The 20,045-nt window shown below is 56.7% G+C and carries 17 protein-coding genes; 15 read left to right on the plus strand and 2 right to left on the minus strand.

The window, feature by feature from the left end; genetic code table 11:
* Positions 1-174 precede the first annotated feature (174 nt).
* Positions 175-2,265 carry a TonB-dependent siderophore receptor gene (locus AVMA1855_RS12525; RefSeq protein WP_284425946.1) on the plus strand — a complete coding sequence of 697 codons (2,091 nt, stop codon included), beginning with the start codon at positions 175-177 and terminating at the stop codon, positions 2,263-2,265.
* A gap of 128 nt (positions 2,266-2,393) precedes the next feature.
* On the opposite strand, the gene groL is transcribed toward AVMA1855_RS12525, so the two are convergent.
* The gene (groL, locus tag AVMA1855_RS12530) at positions 2,394-4,037 is read right to left on the minus strand and encodes a chaperonin GroEL (protein ID WP_284425947.1); all 1,644 of its coding nucleotides are present in this window, start codon (positions 4,035-4,037) and stop codon (positions 2,394-2,396) included.
* A gap of 52 nt (positions 4,038-4,089) precedes the next feature.
* Complete coding sequence (locus tag AVMA1855_RS12535; RefSeq protein ID WP_005799501.1) at positions 4,090-4,380, minus strand: co-chaperone GroES; 291 nt, start codon at positions 4,378-4,380, stop codon at positions 4,090-4,092.
* Between the two features lie 363 nt (positions 4,381-4,743).
* On the opposite strand from AVMA1855_RS12535, the gene AVMA1855_RS12540 reads away from it, so the two are divergent.
* From AVMA1855_RS12540 to AVMA1855_RS12605, 14 genes are all read left to right on the plus strand, one after another.
* Positions 4,744-5,115 (plus strand): DUF2304 domain-containing protein, encoded by a 372-nt coding sequence (locus tag AVMA1855_RS12540; protein ID WP_284426012.1) that lies wholly within the window; start codon positions 4,744-4,746, stop codon positions 5,113-5,115.
* Complete coding sequence (locus AVMA1855_RS12545) at positions 5,112-6,596, plus strand: mannose-1-phosphate guanylyltransferase/mannose-6-phosphate isomerase (protein ID WP_284425948.1); 1,485 nt, start codon at positions 5,112-5,114, stop codon at positions 6,594-6,596. The genes AVMA1855_RS12540 and AVMA1855_RS12545 overlap by 4 nt, the downstream gene beginning before the upstream one ends.
* Positions 6,597-6,713: 117 nt before the next feature.
* On the plus strand, positions 6,714-8,009 hold the full coding sequence (locus AVMA1855_RS12550) for a nucleotide sugar dehydrogenase (protein WP_284425949.1): 1,296 nt from the start codon (positions 6,714-6,716) through the stop codon (positions 8,007-8,009).
* Positions 8,010-8,029: 20 nt separating this feature from the next.
* Complete coding sequence (locus tag AVMA1855_RS12555) at positions 8,030-8,980, plus strand: Gfo/Idh/MocA family oxidoreductase (RefSeq protein WP_284425950.1); 951 nt, start codon at positions 8,030-8,032, stop codon at positions 8,978-8,980.
* 4 nt (positions 8,981-8,984) lie between these two features.
* Positions 8,985-9,800: an ABC transporter permease gene (locus AVMA1855_RS12560; RefSeq protein ID WP_284396534.1), complete on the plus strand. Its 816-nt coding sequence runs from the start codon at positions 8,985-8,987 to the stop codon at positions 9,798-9,800.
* Between the two features lie 2 nt (positions 9,801-9,802).
* Complete coding sequence (locus tag AVMA1855_RS12565) at positions 9,803-10,552, plus strand: ABC transporter ATP-binding protein (RefSeq protein ID WP_092743589.1); 750 nt, start codon at positions 9,803-9,805, stop codon at positions 10,550-10,552.
* 21 nt (positions 10,553-10,573) lie between these two features.
* Complete coding sequence (locus AVMA1855_RS12570; RefSeq protein WP_092743376.1) at positions 10,574-11,158, plus strand: acyltransferase; 585 nt, start codon at positions 10,574-10,576, stop codon at positions 11,156-11,158.
* Positions 11,159-11,183: 25 nt separating this feature from the next.
* Positions 11,184-12,272, plus strand: a complete 1,089-nt coding sequence (locus tag AVMA1855_RS12575; protein ID WP_284425951.1) for a DegT/DnrJ/EryC1/StrS family aminotransferase — start codon at positions 11,184-11,186, stop codon at positions 12,270-12,272.
* Positions 12,269-13,363 carry a non-hydrolyzing UDP-N-acetylglucosamine 2-epimerase gene (gene wecB / locus AVMA1855_RS12580; RefSeq protein WP_284425952.1) on the plus strand — a complete coding sequence of 365 codons (1,095 nt, stop codon included), beginning with the start codon at positions 12,269-12,271 and terminating at the stop codon, positions 13,361-13,363. Before AVMA1855_RS12575 ends, wecB begins: the two co-directional genes overlap by 4 nt.
* A gap of 18 nt (positions 13,364-13,381) precedes the next feature.
* The gene (locus tag AVMA1855_RS12585; protein ID WP_284425953.1) at positions 13,382-14,320 is read left to right on the plus strand and encodes an NAD-dependent epimerase/dehydratase family protein; all 939 of its coding nucleotides are present in this window, start codon (positions 13,382-13,384) and stop codon (positions 14,318-14,320) included.
* A gap of 11 nt (positions 14,321-14,331) precedes the next feature.
* A complete protein-coding gene (locus AVMA1855_RS12590; protein ID WP_284425954.1) occupies positions 14,332-15,264 on the plus strand; it encodes an NAD-dependent epimerase/dehydratase family protein in 933 nt (310 codons plus the stop codon).
* A gap of 3 nt (positions 15,265-15,267) precedes the next feature.
* Positions 15,268-16,326, plus strand: coding sequence for an NAD-dependent epimerase/dehydratase family protein (locus tag AVMA1855_RS12595; RefSeq protein ID WP_284425955.1), 1,059 nt, complete (start codon positions 15,268-15,270; stop codon positions 16,324-16,326).
* Between the two features lies 1 nt (position 16,327).
* Positions 16,328-17,290 carry an NAD-dependent epimerase/dehydratase family protein gene (locus AVMA1855_RS12600; protein ID WP_284396561.1) on the plus strand — a complete coding sequence of 321 codons (963 nt, stop codon included), beginning with the start codon at positions 16,328-16,330 and terminating at the stop codon, positions 17,288-17,290.
* A gap of 39 nt (positions 17,291-17,329) precedes the next feature.
* Entirely contained in the window at positions 17,330-20,044 is a 2,715-nt protein-coding gene (locus AVMA1855_RS12605; RefSeq protein ID WP_284425956.1) for a glycosyltransferase, read from the plus strand.
* Position 20,045 lies beyond the last annotated feature (1 nt).

Genomic DNA, 20,045 nt, shown 5'->3' on the forward strand with positions numbered 1-20,045 from the left:
TCTCGCGACCCGTGGGGATTTTCTTGGGGTCCACCGAGGCAGGAGGTTCTGCCGCCGGTTTGGCCGCGTCCCTGGGATGCAGCGTCGGCATGTCGCCTGATTGCAACAAATTGCTTACAGATCGTTCATCGATTTCTAGAATAGGAATCGTTATCAATACTATTTATGTTTGCCATGAAATTCATTGATCTGCGGGGCACGGCCTGCGTGGCCGCCGCCCTGGGGCTGGTGCCTTGGGCGCATGCACAGGGCGTGGGCGCCACGCTGTCCGAAGTGCGGGTGGATGCCAACGCCGAAAAGGAATCCGCCACCGGCCCCGTGGTGGGCTACCGCGCCCGCAACGCCACCACGGCCACCAAGACCGACACGCCGCTCAGCGAAACGCCGCAATCGGTCACCGTCATCACGCGCGACCAGATGGTCGACCAGGGCGCGACGACCTTCCAGGGGGCGCTGCTCTATGCGGCGGGCGTGCGCAGCGATGCCTATGGTCTGGACAGCCGCTCCGACCGCGTGCGCGTGCGCGGCAGCTACCCGGACATCTACCTCGACGGCCTGCGCCAGAGCTACAACTACTACACCAGCACCACGCCCGCGGAGCTGTACACGCTGGAGCGCCTGGAGGTGCTGCGTGGCCCGTCGGGCATGTTGTTCGGCACCGGCACCGTGGCGGGCGTGGTCAACATGGTGAGCAAGCGCCCGCTGCAGGAGGCGCAGCGCGAAGTGGGCGTGCAGATCGGCAGCTGGAACCGCAAGCAACTGCAAGCCGACCTGACGGGCCCGCTGACGGCCGATGGCCAGTGGTCGTACCGGCTCGTGGCGCTGGCCCGCGACGCCGACACGCAGGTGGACCACGTGCCCGACGACCGCCGCCTGATCGCGCCGTCGCTGATGTGGCGGCCCAATGCGGCGACGTCGCTGCTGCTCCAGGCGCACTGGCAGCAGGACCGCTCGGGCAGCACCTCGCAGTTCCTGCCCTGGTCGGGCACCTTGCTGCCCAATCCCAACGGCCAGTTGCCCACCAGCCGGTTCATCGGCGAGCCGGGCGACTACTACGACACCGATCGGCAATCTATCGGCTACCAGTTCGAACACCGTTTCAACGATGCCTGGACGGCGCGCCAGAACCTGCGCTGGGCCCGCAACGAGAACCGGGGCGGCTACCACTATGCGGACTTCTTCACCGATCCGGGTGGGTGGGGCGCCGACCCGGTCAACCAGCGCCTGATCGGCCGGCTGTACGGGCAGAACGTGACCCGCACGCGCATGGCCGCGGTCGACACCAACCTGCTGGGCCGGCTCACCACGGGCGCCGTGCAGCACCAGTTGCTGCTGGGCCTCGACTGGAATCGCCAGTCGGAGGACAAGGCGGAATCCGGCGATGCCTATGATTCGCCCATCAACGCGTTCGCGCCGGTGTACAGCGGGCGGACCGACCGGCCGCTCACCGCGCAGCCCCGGAACGTGCAGCGCCAGACCGGCATTTATGTGCAGGACCAGATGAAGTGGGACCGATGGATCTTCATCGCCGGCCTGCGCCATGACCGCGTGGCGAATGCCCTGGCCGGCTCGGCCGATGACCGCACCAGCGACACCACCAAGCGCCTGGGCGTGATGTACCAACTGGCCGGCGGCTGGACGCCGTACATCAGCTATGCGGAGTCGTTCAGCCCGGTAAGCGGCACCAACACCTCGGGGGCCCGCTTCAAGCCGCTGCAAGGCGAGCAGATCGAAGTGGGGGTGAAGTACCTGCCCGAAGGCGGCGCGACCTCGTTCACCGCCTCGGTGTACGACCTGAAGGAAAAGAACCAGAAAGTCACCGATCCGACCAATCCGATGAACACGCTGCAGGCCGGCCAGACCCGCAACAAGGGGCTGGAGCTGGAACTGAAGACCCGCGTGACCACCGCGTTCGATCTGATCGCCCACTACAACTACACCGACGTGGATCCGACCCTGGAAGGCCTGCCCCGCAACCAGGCGGCGATGTGGGGCCTGTATCGCTTTTCCGTCGCGGGGATTCGCGGGTTCTCGGCCGGGGCCGGGGTGCGGTACCTCTCCGCGTTCCGCGATGGGTCCGGTCCGCGCATTCCGTCCTCGCTCGTCGGAGATGCGTTGCTGGCCTATGACAGCCAGGCATGGCGCTACGCGCTCAACATCAACAACGTGGCCGACAAGCAGTACATGAGCACCTGCCTGTCGCGCGGCGATTGCTGGTGGGCGCCCCGGCGCAACGTGGTGCTGAGCGCGACCTACCGTTTCTGAGCGGCCCATCGATCCTGCGGGCCGCACCCACGGCTCCGCCAAAGAAAAACCCCGCAGGCCTTGCCGCCTGCGGGGTTTTTTGATGGAGCAGCCGGGCGGGAGTGCATCCCGTCCGGTGCGGCCGGCAATTACATGCCCATGCCGCCCATGCCGCCCATGTCGGGCATGCCGCCGCCGGCCGGTGCGTCGTCCTTGGGGGCTTCAGCGATCATGCATTCCGTCGTCAGCAGCAGGGACGCCACGGAAGCGGCGTTCTGCAGGGCCGTGCGGGTGACCTTCGTGGGGTCCAGAATGCCCAGTTCCAGCATGTCGCCATACGTGTCGTTGGCGGCATTGAAACCGTAGTTGCCCTTGCCGGCCAGCACGGCGTTCACCACGACCGAGGCTTCGCCGCCGGCGTTGTTCACGATTTCGCGCAGAGGGGCTTCGATGGCCTTCAGCACCAGCTTGATACCGGCGTCCTGATCGGCGTTGTCGCCCTTGATCGAGTTGCCCACGGCTTGCTTGGCGCGCAGCAGAGCCACGCCACCACCGGCCACAACGCCTTCTTCCACCGCTGCACGCGTGGCGTGCAGGGCGTCTTCCACGCGGGCCTTCTTTTCCTTCATTTCGACTTCGGTGGCAGCGCCGACCTTGATCACGGCCACACCGCCGGCCAGCTTGGCCACGCGCTCTTGCAGCTTTTCGCGGTCGTAGTCGGACGTGGCTTCCTCGATCTGCACGCGCACTTGCTTGACGCGGGCTTCGATGTCTTCAGCGGCGCCGGCGCCGTCGATGATGATCGTGTTTTCCTTGCCCACTTCGATGCGCTTGGCCTGGCCCAGGTCGGCCAGGGTCACCTTCTCGAGCGTCAGGCCCACTTCTTCGGCGATGACCTTGCCGCCCGTCAGGATGGCGATGTCTTCCAGCATGGCCTTGCGGCGGTCGCCGAAGCCGGGGGCCTTCACTGCCACGACCTTCAGGATGCCGCGGATCGTGTTGACCACCAGCGTCGCCAGGGCTTCGCCTTCGACTTCTTCGGCAATGATCAGCAGCGGACGGCCGGCCTTGGCGACTTGCTCCAGCGTGGGCAGCAGGTCACGGATGTTGCTGATCTTCTTGTCGAACAGCAGCACGAAGGGGTTGTCCAGAATCGCGGATTGCTTTTCGGGGTTGTTGATGAAGTAGGGCGACAGGTAGCCGCGGTCGAACTGCATGCCTTCCACGACGTCCAGTTCGGACTCGAGGGACTTGCCGTCTTCCACGGTGATCACGCCTTCCTTGCCGACCTTGTCCATGGCGTCAGCGATCAGCTTGCCGATGGTTTCGTCGGAGTTGGCGGAGATCGAACCCACCTGGGCGATTTCCTTGGACGTCGTGGTGGCCTTGGAGGCCTTCTTCAGCTCTTCCACCAGGGCCGTCACAGCCTTGTCGATGCCGCGCTTGAGGTCCATGGGGTTGATGCCCGCGGCCACGTACTTGAAGCCTTCGCGCACGATGGCCTGTGCCAGCACGGTGGCGGTCGTGGTGCCGTCACCGGCGTTGTCGGACGTCTTGGAAGCCACTTCCTTCACGAGCTGGGCGCCCATGTTCTGCAGCTTGTCCTTGAGTTCGATTTCCTTGGCCACGGACACACCGTCCTTGGTCACGGTGGGGGCGCCGAACGAGCGCTCCAGCACCACGTTGCGACCCTTGGGGCCCAGGGTGACCTTGACCGCATTGGCCAGGATGTTCACGCCTTCGACCATGCGGGCGCGGGCTTCGCCGCCGAAAACTACGTCTTTTGCTGCCATTTGATTTCTCCGGATTCAGTAAACAGGATGTTCGGGAAAAGGGCCGGAAGGCTTACTTTTCGACGACTGCGAACAGGTCGTCTTCCTTCATCACCAGCAACTCGTCGCCCTTGACCTTGACGGTCTGGCCAGAGTACTTGCCGAACAGAACGCGGTCGCCGACCTTCACGTTCAGAGCGATCAGCTCGCCCTTGTCGTTCTTCTTGCCGGGACCGACGGCCAGCACTTCACCTTGATCGGGCTTTTCAGCGGCGTTGTCGGGGATCACGATGCCGGAAGCGGTCGTGGTTTCGCTTTCAATGCGCTTGACGATCACGCGATCGTGCAGGGGGCGAAGGTTCATTGCATCTCTCCTGGTTCAAAAAAGGATTGCGACATCAACAACACGCCCGCAGGGTGCGGGCGCTTTCTGACTTCAGCGGCTTGGCGCCAGCGTTGCTAGCACTCGGTCGCGTCGAGTGCTAATGATACGGGCATTCTTTCGCATTTCAAGAGGGGGACTGGCAGTGGGAGTGCGGCGCGCCCACAGGAAGGAGGGCGGCTGAGGGATGGATGAGGCGTGCACCTACAATACCGACCTCCTTGAGGCCGGAGGTGATTCGGCGCCCGCAGTCCGCTTGGTCCCCAAGCAGGGATGGGCGCTGTTCCCGGCGGTGCTCTCAATCAAACGCCCGATGCGGGTCAGATCCATAGATTCGGGAGTCCAATGGCGTCTTTGCAAGCAACCACCGCGCTGATGGGCATCGGCCTGGCGGTGCTGATCCTTTACCTGATCCGCAGGGATCACCTGTATCTGATGCACGGCCTGTTCTGGGTGGTGGTGGCTGGGGCCGCTGCCTTGCTGGGGGCTTGGCCGGGGCTGATCGATCGTCTTGCCAAGCTGCTGGGCATCAGCTATCCCCCCGCGTTGCTGCTGCTGATGGCCAGCATGGTGCTGCTGGTGAAGTCGTTGCACACCGACATGGTGAACACCCGCATTGAGAGGGATGTCCGCCGGTTGAACCAGCGGCTGGCCCTGTTGCAGGCCGACAATGAAAGCCTGCGCGCGCGCGTGATGGGCGATGGAACGCAGCCATGACCTTGGCGCAGCCGTTGTTGCCGGTCATCCTGTGCGGCGGGTCGGGCACGCGTTTGTGGCCCCTGTCGCGGGAGGCCTATCCCAAGCAGTTTCTGGCGTTGGCCGGTCCCCGCACCATGCTCCAGGACACGGCACTGAGGCTGCGGGCGTGGGCGCCGGAGATCGGCGTCGCGCCCGATCCCATCCTGGTCTGCAACACCGAGCACCGGTTCATCGCGGCCAGCCAGTTGCTGGCAGTCGGCATCCGGACGGCACGCGTACTCCTGGAGCCCGAGGGGCGCAACACCGCGCCCGCACTGACGCTGGCCGCCTTGCAGGCATGCGCTGGAGGCGATGATCCGATCATGCTGGCCATGCCGGCCGATCACGTGGTGAAGGATTTGCCTGCGTTTCACGCCGCGGTCCGGCGGGCCCATTCCATGGCCCTGTCGGGCGGACTGGTGACGTTCGGCGTCGTGCCGGACCGGCCGGAAACCGGCTACGGCTACATCCAGTGCCATGCGGCGGGCCCGGAGGGTGCGGGCATCCACCGCATTGCCAGCTTTGCCGAGAAGCCCGATGCCGCGACCGCGCAGCGCTATCTCGATGCGGGTGATTATTTCTGGAACAGCGGCCTTTTCATGGTGCGCGCCAGCCAGTGGTTGGCCGCTCTGCGTGCTTGCCGCCCCGACATCCTCCAGGCCTGCGAGGCCGCGATGGCGGGGGCGCAGCGTGATCTCGACTTCATCCGGCCTGACGCGGCTGCCTTCCAGGCCTGCCCTTCGGATTCCATCGACTATGCCGTGATGGAACGGTTGCCGCTGATGCCGGAGATCGGTATCCCCACGTTCGCCGTCGCGCTGCAGGCCGGCTGGTCCGACCTGGGTGCCTGGGATGCCCTGTGGGGCGTGCTGCCGCGCGACGGCCAAGGCAACGCCACCGTGGGCGATGCCCTGCTGGAAGACAGCCAGGACACCCTGTTGATGTCCACCCACCGGCTCGTGGCCGGCGTGGGGCTCGACCACATCGTGGTCGTCGAAACACCCGATGCGGTCCTGGTGGCCGACAAGCGCCGCACCCAGGACGTCAAGAGGATCGTGGCCCGGCTGAAGCAGCTGGGGCACGCGCTGGCCCACCACCACCGGAAAGTGCACCGGCCATGGGGCTGGTACGACGCTGTCGACAGCGGCGAACGCTTCCAGGTCAAGCGCATCGTGGTGAACCCGGGCGCGCGCCTGAGCATGCAGATGCACTACCACCGCGCTGAACATTGGGTAGTGGTGCGGGGGACCGCTGAAATTACCAATGGCGACGACACCTATCTGCTGGCACAGAACGAGTCCACGTTCATTCCGGTGGGCCGCCGCCATCGGCTGGCCAATCCGGGCAAGACGCCTCTCGAAATCATCGAGGTTCAATCGGGCGACTATCTGGGTGAGGACGACATCGTCCGGTTCGACGACATCTACGGGCGCTCTACCGGTGCCGAAGGCGTTTCATGATGAATTGGATTGCCTTCGCGACCGGCGTGACGATTGCCAGGCCCGCTCGCGCATTTCCCGGCATGCGAGCAGTGCGGCACCCGCACTTGACTCTCTCCATTCTTCCAACATAAAAACATGAATCTAGAACAAGCAAGGATTGCCGTGATCGGGCTCGGCTACGTGGGCCTGCCCTTGGCGGTGGAGTTCGGCCGCCAGCGGCCGGTCATCGGCTTTGACATCAATGCCGCACGCATCGCCGAGTTGCAATCGGGCCAGGACGGCACGCTGGAAGTGACCCCGGAAAACCTGCAAGCCGCCAGCCACCTGCAATACAGCGCCAACCCGGAGGACCTGCGCGATTGCAAGGTCTTCATCGTGACGGTGCCCACCCCGGTGGACAAGGCCAACCGCCCCGACATGACGCCCCTGGTCAAGGCGAGTGAAACGGTGGGCAGGGTCATGCCGGACGGCGCCGTGGTCATCTACGAATCCACCGTGTACCCTGGCGCGACCGAAGAAGTGTGCGTGCCGGTGCTCGAACGGCTCAGCGGCAAGACCTTCAACACGGACTTCTTCTGCGGCTACAGCCCGGAGCGCATCAATCCGGGCGACCGGGTCAACACCCTCACGAAGATCAAGAAGATCACCAGCGGCAGCACCCCCGAAGTGGCCGACGCGGTGGATGCGCTGTACGGCAGCATCATCACGGCCGGCACCCACAAGGCCAGCAGCCTGAAAGTGGCCGAAGCGGCCAAGGTCATCGAAAACACCCAGCGCGACTTGAACATCGCCTTGGTGAACGAGCTGTCCGTCATCTTCGAGCGGCTGGGCATCGACACCCTCGACGTGCTGGAGGCTGCAGGCAGCAAGTGGAACTTCCTGCCCTTCCGGCCGGGACTGGTGGGCGGCCACTGCATCGGTGTGGACCCCTATTACCTGACCCACAAGGCCGAGGAAGTGGGCTACCACCCGCAGGTCATCCTGGCCGGGCGACGCATCAACGACAACATGGCGCGCTACGTAGCGCGCAACACCATTCGTCTCATGCTCAAGAACGGCATGGACGTGCCCCGCTGCCGCATCGGCATCCTGGGCATCACGTTCAAGGAAAACTGCCCGGACATCCGCAACAGCAAGGTCGTGGACATGGTGCGGGAGTTTCTGGCGTGGGGCGCGGACGTGGTGATCGCCGATCCCTGGGCCAGCGCGCAAGAGGTGGACCACGAGTACGGCTTGGCGCTGGGCCGTGTCGATGCCGACCATCCGGTCGATGCCCTGGTGGTAGCGGTCGGCCATAACGAATACCGTCAGGCCACGCCCGCGGAGCTTCGCTCGTACTGCCGTGGCGCACAACCTGTGCTGGCGGACGTCAAGAGCCTCTACCACCGCGGGCAGGCCGTCGAGGCCGGCTTCACCGTCTTTCGCTTGTAATTCTCTCCTTCGGATCCGCCATGAAAAACTTCGCCCTCATCGGCGCCGCCGGTTACATCGCGCCGCGCCACATGCGTGCCATCAAGGACACCGGCAACCATCTGGCCGTGGCTTACGACATCAACGATTCGGTCGGCATCATCGACAGCATTTCGCCGCAGAGCGACTTCTTTACCGAGTTCGAACGGTTTGCGGAACATGCGCACCAGCTCAAGCGCGATCCAGTTACCGCACTTGACTACGTGTCGATCTGCTCGCCCAACTACCTGCACCATGCCCACATCGCTGCTGGCCTGCGCCTGGGATGTGATGTGATCTGCGAAAAACCGCTCGTTCCCACACCGCAATTGATGGACGAACTGGCGCGCATCGAGCAGGAGACGGGCCGGCGGGTATTCAACATTCTCCAGTTGCGCCACCATGAAGCGATCCTGAAGCTGCGCGACAAAGTGGCTGCGGCACCCAAGGACACCAAGTTCGATGTCGAACTGACCTACATCACATCGCGTGGCAAGTGGTACCTGGAGAGCTGGAAGGGCGACCCACGCAAATCGTTTGGCGTGGCCACCAACATCGGCGTGCATTTCTTCGACATGCTGCACTTCATCTTCGGCAAGCTTCAGAACAATCGCATCCACCTGAGCGAGGAAACGAAGGCCGCCGGTTATCTGGAATACGAACGCGCCCGGGTGCGATGGTTTTTGTCCATCGATGCCAACGATCTACCCGAAGAAGTCAAAGGCAAGAAGCCCACGTACCGGAACATCGATGTCAGCGGTGAGCAACTCGAGTTTTCCGAAGGCTTCACCGATCTGCACACTACCAGTTACCGCGAAATCCTGGAGGGCCGAGGGTACGGCTTGGCGGACGCGCGGCATTGTATCGAAACGGTGGACGTGATTCGCAGCGCGTCCATTGCGGCCGATAGGGATGAGCGTGTGCATCCCTTCGTGCGCCGGAAGGGGTATTGAGAGCATGGAAGCTTTCGGTCTGAAGCCGCTTTCTCAACTCCAGTTGCTATTGTCCGACGTGCAGGGCGCGTTGAAGCTATGGCGTTTCTGGTTGCACTTGGGGCTTGAAGATATTCTCAAGCAATATCGCAGGTCCTTTCTTGGACCGGTGTGGATATCGATCAACACAGCGATTTTCATCGGTGCATTCGGGCTGATTGGATCGCAAGTATTCAAGATCGATGTGCAGACTTACCTGCCGTTTTTCTGCGTCAGCCATGTCCTGTTCTTGTTTATCTCCCAGTCTATTTCCGATAGCTGTCACACATTCACTTCAGCCGGTGCTTTCCTGAAGCAAACGCCTTATCCCAAGTCTGCCTTTGGATTACGGGTGATATGGCGCAACTTGCTCATGCTGGGACACAACATTCCCATCGCGATCATCGTGTTGCTGGTGTTCGGCGGCTTGGGAAAAGTTCAGGTACTGCCTTTTGTGCTGGGACTTGCCTTTACCGTCCTCTGCGCGGTACTGGTGGCGTGCGTTCTGGGGGCGCTATGTGCTCGATTTAGGGACATCCCAATGATCGTCACCAGCTTTATGCAGATCGCCATGTTTCTCACCCCGGTGATGTGGCAGCCCTCGCAACTCAGCGAGCGAGCCAAGCTGATCGTGCACATCAATCCGCTCGCGGCCTTTTTGGATTTGATCCGGGCTCCGGTCTTGGGGCAAGCAGTCGATCCCCACAGCTATCTGATGGCCGGGCTGACCTTCATTGCGCTGGTGGCGGCATTTTTCACCATTTTTCTCAAGAGCCGCCGCAGGCTCGTGTATTGGCTCTGAACATGGCAAGTATCGAACTCGACCAGGTGAGCGTCGATTTCCCACTGTTTTCTTCACGCTCGCGCGGACTCCTCAATACTTTGCTGGGCAAGGCACAAGGACACCGAGGCCGAATTGAAGATATCGGCGGTGGCGCGATTGCAGTCAGGGCGCTGCGCAACGTAACTTTGTCCTTCAAGGATGGGGACCGTGTTGGGCTGATCGGGCGCAATGGTGCGGGCAAGTCGACCATGTTGCGTGTGCTGTCCAGTGTCTATGAGCCGACCTCTGGCGTCATGCGCTCATCCGGACACATCTCTTCACTGATCGACTTGATGCTGGGAATGGATCCCGAAGCAAGTGGATATGAATTCATTGCGACACGATGTGTCGTCATGGGCATCAACAGCAAGGATGCGAAAGCACTGGTGCTGGACATCGAGGAGTTCACGGAACTCGGCGATTACTTGCATCTGCCAGTCCGCACCTACTCTTCGGGAATGATGCTGCGGCTCGCCTTCGCTGTGTCCACCGCCGTTGCGCCCGACATTCTTTTGATGGATGAAATGATCGGGGTAGGGGACGCGCAATTCATCGATAAAGCCCGTATTCGACTGGAGAACATGATGAGCCGCGTCAAGATTCTGGTGCTGGCCTCTCACAGCGATCCCATTCTCAAGACGTTCTGCAATCAGGGCATCTGGCTGAATGAGGGGCAAATTCGCATGCACGGCAACATCGATGACTGCCTTGCGGCATATCACGCCAGCTAGCCAAACATCAGGAGCATTGGCATGAGCGAGCCTATATATACAACCCACCCAACAGCCATCATCGACCAGGGCGCGCAGATCGGGGCCGGAACTCGCGTGTGGCACTGGGCACATATTTGTGCGGGCGCGCGCATTGGAGAAGGATGCTCATTCGGGCAGAACGTTTATGTGGGCAACGATGTGGTCATCGGCAATAACGTCAAGGTTCAAAACAATGTCAGCGTCTACGACGCTGTCACTTTGGAAGACGACGTTTTTTGTGGCCCGAGCGTCGTGTTCACGAACGTCTACAACCCAAGGAGCAGCGTGAAGCGCAAGCATGAGTACCGTCCAACTCTTGTTCAGCGTGGCGCCACCCTGGGTGCCAACGCCACCATCGTGTGCGGAAGCACCGTAGGCGCACATGCTTTCATTGCAGCAGGTGCGGTGGTCAATCGCGACGTCAAACCATATGCCTTGATGGCTGGCGTCCCCGCCCGTCAAATTGGCTGGATGAGCGAGCACGGCGAGCGACTGGATTTGCCCCTGGAAGGCGACGGTGATGCGACCTGTCCCGACACCGGTTTGCGCTACTCCTTGCGAGATGGTCGGCTTCAGCGTGCTTGACTCCTTAAACACAATAAGTCCACACATGGAATTCACAGATCTCAAGACCCAGTATCAAAAGCTTCGGCCTGATATCGACGCCCGCATTCAGAAGGTGCTGGAACACGGTCAGTACATCCTGGGCCCTGAAGTCCATGAACTGGAAGAGCGGTTGGCTGCGTACACCGGCGCGAAATATTGCATCACGGTGGCCAATGGCACGGACGCGCTACAGATCGCTCAGATGGCCCTGGGCATTGGTCCAGGGGACGAAGTCATCACGCCTGGTTTTACATACATTGCCACGGCGGAAACCGTTGCCTTGCTCGGTGCACGGCCCGTCTATGTGGATGTCCGGGCTGACACCTTCAACCTCGATGCGTCCAAGCTTGAAGCAGCGATCACGCCGAAGACCAAGGCCATCATTCCAGTCAGCCTGTATGGTCAATGCGCGGATTTCGACGCGATCAATGCGGTTGCTGCTCGCCATGGCATCCCCGTCATCGAAGATGCAGCCCAAAGCTTTGGCGCGACCTACCATGGCCGAAAAAGCTGCAATCTCACAACGGTGGCGTGTGCAAGCTTTTTCCCAAGCAAACCGCTCGGCTGCTACGGCGATGGTGGCGCCATTTTTACCAATGATGAAGCGCTCGCGCGAGTGATGCGCCAGATTGCCCGCCATGGGCAAGATCGGCGATATCACCACATACGGGTTGGGGTGAACAGCCGTCTGGACACCTTGCAAGCCGCTGTGCTTCTGGCCAAGCTGGATAGCTTTGACGAAGAAATAAAGTTGCGTCAGCAAGTGGCAGACCGTTATCGCCAATTGCTGAATTCAGCGGGTATTTCTACTATCCCGCTCATCGCAGCCAATCAGCAGAGTGCCTGGGCTCAGTACACCGTTCGTGTGCAAGAGCGTGATCGCGTTCAAGCCGTGCTGAGCGAGGCAGGTGTGCCTACCGCCATTCATTACCCACTTCCTTTGAATAAGCAGCCTGCCGTGGCAGACCCGGATTTGCAGTTACCCGTGGGTGATCGTTTGGCTCAAGAGGTGCTGAGTCTGCCCATGGGACCCTTCCTGACCGTTTCCGACCAGGATCGGGTAGTGAGTGCATTGACGAAAGCCATGGAATGACCAGACGCAAGATTCTCACGATCGTGGGTGCCCGACCCCAGTTCATCAAAGCAGCCGCAGTGTCGCGGACCATCCAGTCTGGGTTTGCCGATCAATTGGAAGAACTCATCGTTCATACGGGCCAGCACTTTGACGACAACATGTCGAAGGTGTTTTTCGACGAGTTGGAGATCCCTGCACCCCACGTGCACTTGGCGATATCCGGAGGCAACCATGGTGCGATGACCGGCCGGATGCTGGAGGCGATCGAGGCGGTGCTACTCAAAGAGCGGCCAGAGTGGGTGCTGGTCTACGGTGATACCAATTCGACACTGGCCGGTGCGTTGGCGGCTGCCAAGTTGAACATTCCCGTGGCGCATGTGGAAGCGGGCTTGCGATCATTCAACATGCGCATGCCGGAAGAAATCAACCGGATTTTGACTGACCGTGTTTCGACACTGCTGTTGTGTCCCACGTCTACCGCCGTTGGGCATCTTGCCAACGAAGGTCTTACCCGCGGGGTTCATTTGGTGGGGGACGTCATGTACGACGCATCGCTGTTTTATGGCAGCCTTGCCCTGCAGCGGAGTCTCATCCTCGAACAGCTGCAACTGTCTCAGCGCGGCTATGTGCTTGCAACCTGTCACCGTGCAGAAAACACAGACGACCCCTCACGTCTTACGCAGATCGTCGAAGCGTTGGTAGAAGTCGCGCAGGACATGCCCGTTGTCCTCCCTTTGCATCCGCGCACAAGACGCCTTATCGAGGCAACGGGCTTGCAAGCCAGCCTGTCCAAGTTGCATGTGGTTGAACCGCTCTCATATCTCGATATGGTGGCGCTGGAGCAAGCTGCAGCAGTCATCATGACGGACTCTGGCGGTGTTCAAAAAGAAGCCTATTTCTATGGGGTTCCCTGCATCACCCTCCGCGATGAGACGGAGTGGGTTGAAACTGTCACGCTGGGTTGGAACCGCCTGACAGGGGCGACGAAAGATCGCATTCTCTTGGCTTTTCGGGACGTCGTCGCTTCGCCCCTTCCTGCGGCCGGTAAGGACAATCCTTACGGAAATGGCGATGCAGCCGCGCGCCTGCTGCAATTCCTTGCTTTATAACTCTCACTGGAAAATCACATGAAAGTTTTTGTCACTGGTGGCCTCGGCCAAATTGGCTCCCACGTCGTTGAAATGCTGCTTGCTCGCGGCGACGAAGTGCTCACGATCGATAACCTTGCCACTGGCAGGCGCGAGCATTTGGATGAGCATCCCCAACTGAAGGTCGTGATCGGTTCTATCGCAGACAAGCCACTGGTGGACCAACTGCTGGGTGAGTTTCGCCCGGACGCGGTGGTCCACACCGCAGCCTCATACAAGGACCCCGATGACTGGTACAACGATACGCTGACGAACTGCGTTGGGGGTTCCAACGTCATCGACGCAGCGAAGCGCAACGGAGTGAAGCGGTTTGTATATTTTCAAACCGCTCTTTGCTACGGCCTGCGCCCGCAACAGCATCCCATCCGCCTGGACCATCCGCGCTTGCCGGGTGGCAGCAGTTATGCCATTAGCAAAACGGCCAACGAGTTGTACCTTGAGTTGTCCGGGCTGGACTTCGTAACTTTCCGCTTGGCGAACGTGGTTGGCCCCCGCAACGTGGCTGGTCCGCTGCCCATTTTTTATCAGCGTCTCAAGGATGGGAAACGTTGCTTCGTCACCAAGGCACGGCGCGACTTCGTCTTTGTCGAAGATCTGGCTCGGGTTGTCCTCAAGGCATGCGATGGGATCGGACATGGGACATACCATTTTTCATCCGGCACGGATATCGCGATTGAAGAGTTGTACAACGCTGTGGTTACCGCAATGGGCTTCACTGACAAGCCAGAAGCCGAGGTCAAAGAACTGGGCCCGGACGACGTCGCCTCAATCCTGCTGGACCCTTCCAGAACGTTCGAAGATTTTGGTCAACTAACTTTCACACCGCTCCAGCACACAGTGGATACGGCTATCGCTTATTACAAACAGCATGGCACTCTCGGTGAGTACACCCACCTGCGCCTTGAAAACAAGCAATAAGGTAGGCACCAATGCGGATTCTGATCACAGGAGGAGCCGGCTGTTTAGGCTCCAACCTTATTGAATATTGGTTGCCAAAGGGGCACCAAATCGCCGTGCTGGACAATTTCGCCACAGGCAAGCGGGAAGTTGTGCCAACGGTCGAAGGTCTTCAAGTGCATGAAGGCCATATCGCTGATACGGCTTGGGTGGACAAGACATTCGACGCGTTTTTACCAGAGATCGTCATTCACGCCGCTGCTGCGTACAAAGATCCTGAGGACTGGCGAGAGGACGCGAACACCAACGTCACTGGCAGCATTGCCGTGGCCCGCGCCAGTGAACGTCATCAAGTCAAACGGCTTGTGAATTTTCAGACTGCGCTTTGCTATGGCCGCCCTACCTCGTTGCCCATCTCGACGCAGGAGCGTTGCGCGCCTTTCACCAGCTATGGCATCAGCAAAACGGCCGGCGAGCAGTTCATGCTGATGAGCAAGGTGCCTTCGCTGTCTCTTCGCATCGCGAATGTGACTGGCCCTCGCCTCGCGATTGGTCCCATCCCTACCTTTTACAAAAGGCTTAAGGCTGGGCAGAAGTGTTTTTGCTCAGATACCGCCAGGGATTTTCTGGACATGCAGGATTTCCTGCGATTCATGGATCTGGCCATTCAGCAAAATGCCCCGATCGGTGTCTACAACGTGTCGAGCGGCGAGGCGCACACGATCTTGGAGATCTTTCGCGCGGTAGAGCGTTATTTACGACTTGATCCGACAGAAGTGCCTGTGGTGCCACCGTTGGCAGACGATGTTCCTGTGGTTTGCCTTGACGCGAGCAAAACAGAGGCGGACTTTGGTTGGAAGTGTCAGCTCGACTTTGAGCAAACCATTCAGCGGCAACTGCAGTGGTATGACCAGCATGGAGTCAACGACGTCTTCAGCCACCTCAAATCGCCTACCGCTGCTTAAATCATGAATGTGAATTCCGCTACGTTTTCTGGCCAACGCGTGCTGATCGTTGGGGGCGCAGGCTTCGTGGGCAGTAATCTGACCCACGCAATCCTGCAACAAGATCCACGAGAAATCATTATCGTGGACAACCTGCTTTCATCAGAGGCAAGCAATATCCCAGCCGACCCTCGCGTGCGCTTTGTGTTTGGGTCGATTACCGACGATCAGATCCTGTCATCGTTGCCCGAGAACCTTGATTACGCATTCCACTTGGCTTGCTATCACGGCAACCAATCTTCCATCGCCAATCCGTTGGCAGACCACGAAAACAATACGCTGACCAGTTTAAAGCTGTTTCAGCGGTTGTCTGCCATCAAAGCGCTGAAAAAAGTGGTTTACGCAGCCGCGGCTTGTGCGGTCGCAGAAAAGACTTATGACGTCGCTTCTGCCACGACGGAAGATCAGCCTGTCACGCTCTACCATGACAGCCCCTATTCGATCTCCAAGATCATTGGTGAGTTGTATGGGAACTATTTTTTCCAACGAGCAGATTTGCCTTTCGTGAAAGCTCGGTTTTCCAATGTGTATGGGCCAAGAGAAATCCTGGGCGCTGGTCAATGGCGCGGCACTGCCCATACCGTATGGCGCAATGTAACCCCCACGTTTGCGTGGCGGTCGTTGCAGCAAGAGGCATTGCCTTTGGACAATGGCGGCAACGCTAGTCGTGACTTTATCTTCGTGGAAGACATGGCGCGCGGATTGATGGCATGCGCGCTGAACGGACAAAAGGGTGAAATTTATAACTTGGCTACCGGTCGTGAAACCACGATTCTCGAACTAGCTACCTGGATCAATGAATTCACAGGCAACAAGACACCTCTTGATCTGCGCCCTGCCAGAGATTGGGATCGATCCGGTAAACGTTTTGCCTCAACAGACAAAGCTCGCGAACAATTGGGTTTCGAAGCCCAAGTGGACATACGAGAAGGTCTTCGCCGCACGGTCGAATGGACGCAAAACAATGCCGAAATGATCGAGCGGTGCATGGCGAAGCACCAAAAGATGTTGAGCCAACACTGACATGTCATTGCCAATACAAGGCCACTCTTTCCTGGTAATTGGTGGCGCGGGCTTTATAGGTTCTCATCTGGTAGAGCAGTTGCTTAGCGCCGGGGCTGCGCACGTCAGAATTTATGACAACCTGTCCAGGGGACGCCTTTCGAATCTTGGTGAAGCTTTGAAGGATCCTCGTTGTGAAATATTCCCCAGTGGAGGGGATATTTTGCACCGGGATACTTTAAATGCTGCAATGCGTGGCATTGATGGGGTATTTCATTTGGCGGCATTATGGCTGTTGCACTGCAATGAATATCCACGTTCTGCGTTTGAAGTCAATGTCGGTGGCACCATGAATGTCGCCGAAGCCTGCATTTCGAATGGAATTCGCCGGCTGGTTTATTCTTCTTCAGCGTCGGTTTATGGGGATGCGGTTTTTGAACCGATGGATGAAAGTCATCCGTTTAATTGCGAAGAATTCTACGGCGCAACTAAAGTGTGTGGTGAGTATCTTCTGAAGGCTTTATATCGCCGTCCTGCCAGCCGCGATAAAAACTTGAGTTATGTTGGACTCAGGTACATGAACGTATATGGGCCGCGCCAAGATGATAAGGGTGCCTACATTGGAGTAGTCACACGGATGATCAATTCTTTAAAAAAGGGTGAGGCGCCTGTTATTCATGGTGACGGCTCTCAAGCTTACGACTTTGTGGATGTGCGTGATTGCGCGCGCGCTAATATTCTCGCTATGCAAGCTGAGGCTGGGATGCGCTGTTATAACGTCGGGACCGGCATCAAGACCAGCATTAAAGAGTTGAATGTTATGCTGCATGGTATCTTCCCCGATGCCCCACCTGCGATTTTTCAAAATGTAAACCGCCCATTCGTTAAAAATCGAATTGGATCCACTGATAAAGCTAAGCAAGACCTAAATTTCCAAGCATTGATTCCCTTGCATCGGGGATTAGTCAATCTTTGCCAGCTTTGATTAGAATGAATGGGATTCGTCCCAAGAAAATGAGGGGGAATGATGATTGAACAGCCTAGTTTTATATTTGACCAGCGAAAGAAAAATAAGAAAAAGTTTCTGTTGGTTTGTTATTATGATCCAGCAGGCATTTCTACGGTGCCTGAAATAATTGCATACGTTCAAAAGCTATCTATCTTTCCGGTTGTTGTAGCCAATATATTTGAGTGCAGGGATCCAGCGGGCATTAATTCTCTTCCTCCAAATATTAATTTGTCCGAGTTTGCTGGAATTATTATTCATAATTCCATTTCTTATGATGTGGGAAATTTGCGCGTATTGGACGCCAGATTGTCAATAAAGCTCAAAGACTTTAACGGCTTAAAAATATTATTAAAGCAGGACGAAAATCATAAATTTCGTGAACTTGCAGAATATGTGGGGCAGACAAGGTTTGACCTGATTCTGACATGTCTACCATCCTCAGAAATTGAAAAGATTTATCCTAAGGACGTTGTTGGAGAAGTTAAATTTCAACGAATGTTCACTGGTTATGTGACGCCAACTTTGCGGGCTATCGATGCGAAACCTCTCAACCGGCGGGAAATAACTATAGGGTATCGGGGCTCAATTCAACCACTCTCATTCGGAAGATTGGCATATGAAAAGCGATCGATCGGTGAAAAAGTTATATGTGATTTGAATGAGGTTGCAGATATTCGATTGGATATTTCGAGCAAATGGGAAGATCGATTAGGAACTGATGCTTGGTTTGATTTTTTAGGAAATTGTAAGGCTACTTTAGGTGCTGAATCCGGGGCAAGTGTTTTTGATATAGATGGATCTCTGAAAAGTAAATGTGCTTTAGCAGAAGAGGCACTAGGCGATTTTCGAGAAGACGCTCATTACGCGGAAAGTTATCTGAAATATATTGTCGACCTTGAGGGGAAGGTAAACTACAATCAAATTTCACCTAGACATTTTGAGGCTGCTGCCACCAGAACACTTCAATTACTATACCCAGGTGAATATTCCGGAATATTCTTGCCCGGAATCCATTATTTAGAATTGGCACGAGATCATTCTAATATATTAGAAGTTGTTTCATTTCTGCAGAACGATGCTGCAGTTGTGGAAATTACGGAGCGAGCGCATAAAGATATTGTGATGAATCCGTCCTTCTGGATAGAAGGATTCGTTGCAATGCTAGATGAATGTATAGAGGAAATGCTTTCAGTCGACTCTGATAGCTCTCAGCTATCAATATCTGAAAATGAGAAAAAGCAGGTGATGCTGCTTTGTAGCCATCCAGCTCAAATTGACCCTCGTATCGACTGGGTAGAGAAATATGCGCCTGATAACATGTTAATTCATGTTGTCGACATATTGAGGGATGGGGAATTAGACTTCTCAGTCGTTACTCACGAAGATGGATCCAAGAAAATATCAACTCCAAGGATCAAGTTCACATCTCAGTTGTTTTTAAAATGGCAACGGCTTCTGTCAGGAAGCAGTGCAGGTGCTGACGCGCTGTTTCAAATGTCGCGAATTGAAAAATTGGCTAGCTCTTCTGATTCTGAGCTTGCTAAGTTTATGGGTATGCCTGATGGTGCACAAAGACTTAACGATTTCAGATGGTATTTGAGATTTGTATTAGAAATCAATACTGGTTTGTTAGAGTCGTGTTTGGCTACCAGCAACGTGCAATGTCTAATTGCTACAGACTTGGTAACATTGCCCGCTGCAGTGCTTTATGGCGCCATTGAAAATATTCCTGTTCACTATGATGCTCATGAATATTGGCCTGCTTCTGATACCAGACAATTTCAAAGTGAACAAGAGTTTTGGCTGGACTTGGAAAAGAACTTAATCAAGTACACCGCGGATCGTTCTACAGTTTCCCCAGGTTTAAAAAAAGTATTTGAAAAAAGTTACGGGTTGAATTTTCGTGTGGTCCCTAATTGCGAACCGTTGAAGAATTCTTCTGATCAGAAATTTCGGGAAAAGAGAGTCAGTAATGAGATTTGCAACTTCTTGTTCCAAGGATCTTTTGCCCCACACAGAGGCTTAGAAGAGTTAATTAGTATTTGGGTGGAAACTGACCCCAGCGCTCATTTGATTCTTCGTGGGCCAGCTAACAGTTTCAAAACTGAGATGATTAATCTAGCAAAAAATACTGGGCTTTTTGAAAGTCGAATTTTTTTCCCGGATGCGGTTTCAGAAGACCAATTGGTGGAGATGGCAAGTGCCGCTGATGTAGGAATTATTCCGTATAAAGCACACGGATATAACTATGCCCATTGCTGCCCAAATAAACTTTCTCAATATATGGCGGCAGAAATTCCTATTTTGGCAAATAATACATCTTTTGTTGCGAGTGTTATCCGAGAGGCTAAATCGGGACTGGTTGTCGATTTTGCTAATAAAAAGTCTCTGTTGAAAGCAATTGCTGAATTTGGATCGAACGGTGTTGCTCGACGGGAAATGGGGAACGCTGGAAAATTGTTTCACGAAAAAAAATACAATTGGCAGAACGCTTCTGCTAATTTGTACGAGGCGCTTGACAATTTAATTCTGCAGCCGACAAAGCGAGTTGAAATTTTCACAGCTTCCCTAAGCGATTCAATTGAAGAGTCGAATAGTGTGAAATGTGTTCAAGCTGTTGAGATATTGGAAAGAAAATTTTTACGCAGCTTAATGCCTTTCTGGTTGGCGTTGCCATTACGTGTTCGTGATCCAGTTGCTCCCATATTAAAAAGAATTTTAGGTATTTAGC

The organism is Acidovorax sp. SUPP1855, from assembly GCF_030158955.1.
In the GTDB taxonomy this organism is placed as follows: domain Bacteria; phylum Pseudomonadota; class Gammaproteobacteria; order Burkholderiales; family Burkholderiaceae_C; genus Paracidovorax.

Coding starts and splice junctions, on each gene's coding strand:
- AVMA1855_RS12525 (WP_284425946.1), top strand. CDS start 175: ATGAAATTCATTGATCTGCGGGGCACGGCCTGCGTGGCCGCCGCCCTG.
- groL (WP_284425947.1), bottom strand. CDS start 4,037: ATGGCAGCAAAAGACGTAGTTTTCGGCGGCGAAGCCCGCGCCCGCATG.
- AVMA1855_RS12535 (WP_005799501.1), bottom strand. CDS start 4,380: ATGAACCTTCGCCCCCTGCACGATCGCGTGATCGTCAAGCGCATTGAA.
- AVMA1855_RS12540 (WP_284426012.1), top strand. CDS start 4,744: ATGGCGTCTTTGCAAGCAACCACCGCGCTGATGGGCATCGGCCTGGCG.
- AVMA1855_RS12545 (WP_284425948.1), top strand. CDS start 5,112: ATGACCTTGGCGCAGCCGTTGTTGCCGGTCATCCTGTGCGGCGGGTCG.
- AVMA1855_RS12550 (WP_284425949.1), top strand. CDS start 6,714: ATGAATCTAGAACAAGCAAGGATTGCCGTGATCGGGCTCGGCTACGTG.
- AVMA1855_RS12555 (WP_284425950.1), top strand. CDS start 8,030: ATGAAAAACTTCGCCCTCATCGGCGCCGCCGGTTACATCGCGCCGCGC.
- AVMA1855_RS12560 (WP_284396534.1), top strand. CDS start 8,985: ATGGAAGCTTTCGGTCTGAAGCCGCTTTCTCAACTCCAGTTGCTATTG.
- AVMA1855_RS12565 (WP_092743589.1), top strand. CDS start 9,803: ATGGCAAGTATCGAACTCGACCAGGTGAGCGTCGATTTCCCACTGTTT.
- AVMA1855_RS12570 (WP_092743376.1), top strand. CDS start 10,574: ATGAGCGAGCCTATATATACAACCCACCCAACAGCCATCATCGACCAG.
- AVMA1855_RS12575 (WP_284425951.1), top strand. CDS start 11,184: ATGGAATTCACAGATCTCAAGACCCAGTATCAAAAGCTTCGGCCTGAT.
- wecB (WP_284425952.1), top strand. CDS start 12,269: ATGACCAGACGCAAGATTCTCACGATCGTGGGTGCCCGACCCCAGTTC.
- AVMA1855_RS12585 (WP_284425953.1), top strand. CDS start 13,382: ATGAAAGTTTTTGTCACTGGTGGCCTCGGCCAAATTGGCTCCCACGTC.
- AVMA1855_RS12590 (WP_284425954.1), top strand. CDS start 14,332: ATGCGGATTCTGATCACAGGAGGAGCCGGCTGTTTAGGCTCCAACCTT.
- AVMA1855_RS12595 (WP_284425955.1), top strand. CDS start 15,268: ATGAATGTGAATTCCGCTACGTTTTCTGGCCAACGCGTGCTGATCGTT.
- AVMA1855_RS12600 (WP_284396561.1), top strand. CDS start 16,328: ATGTCATTGCCAATACAAGGCCACTCTTTCCTGGTAATTGGTGGCGCG.
- AVMA1855_RS12605 (WP_284425956.1), top strand. CDS start 17,330: ATGATGATTGAACAGCCTAGTTTTATATTTGACCAGCGAAAGAAAAAT.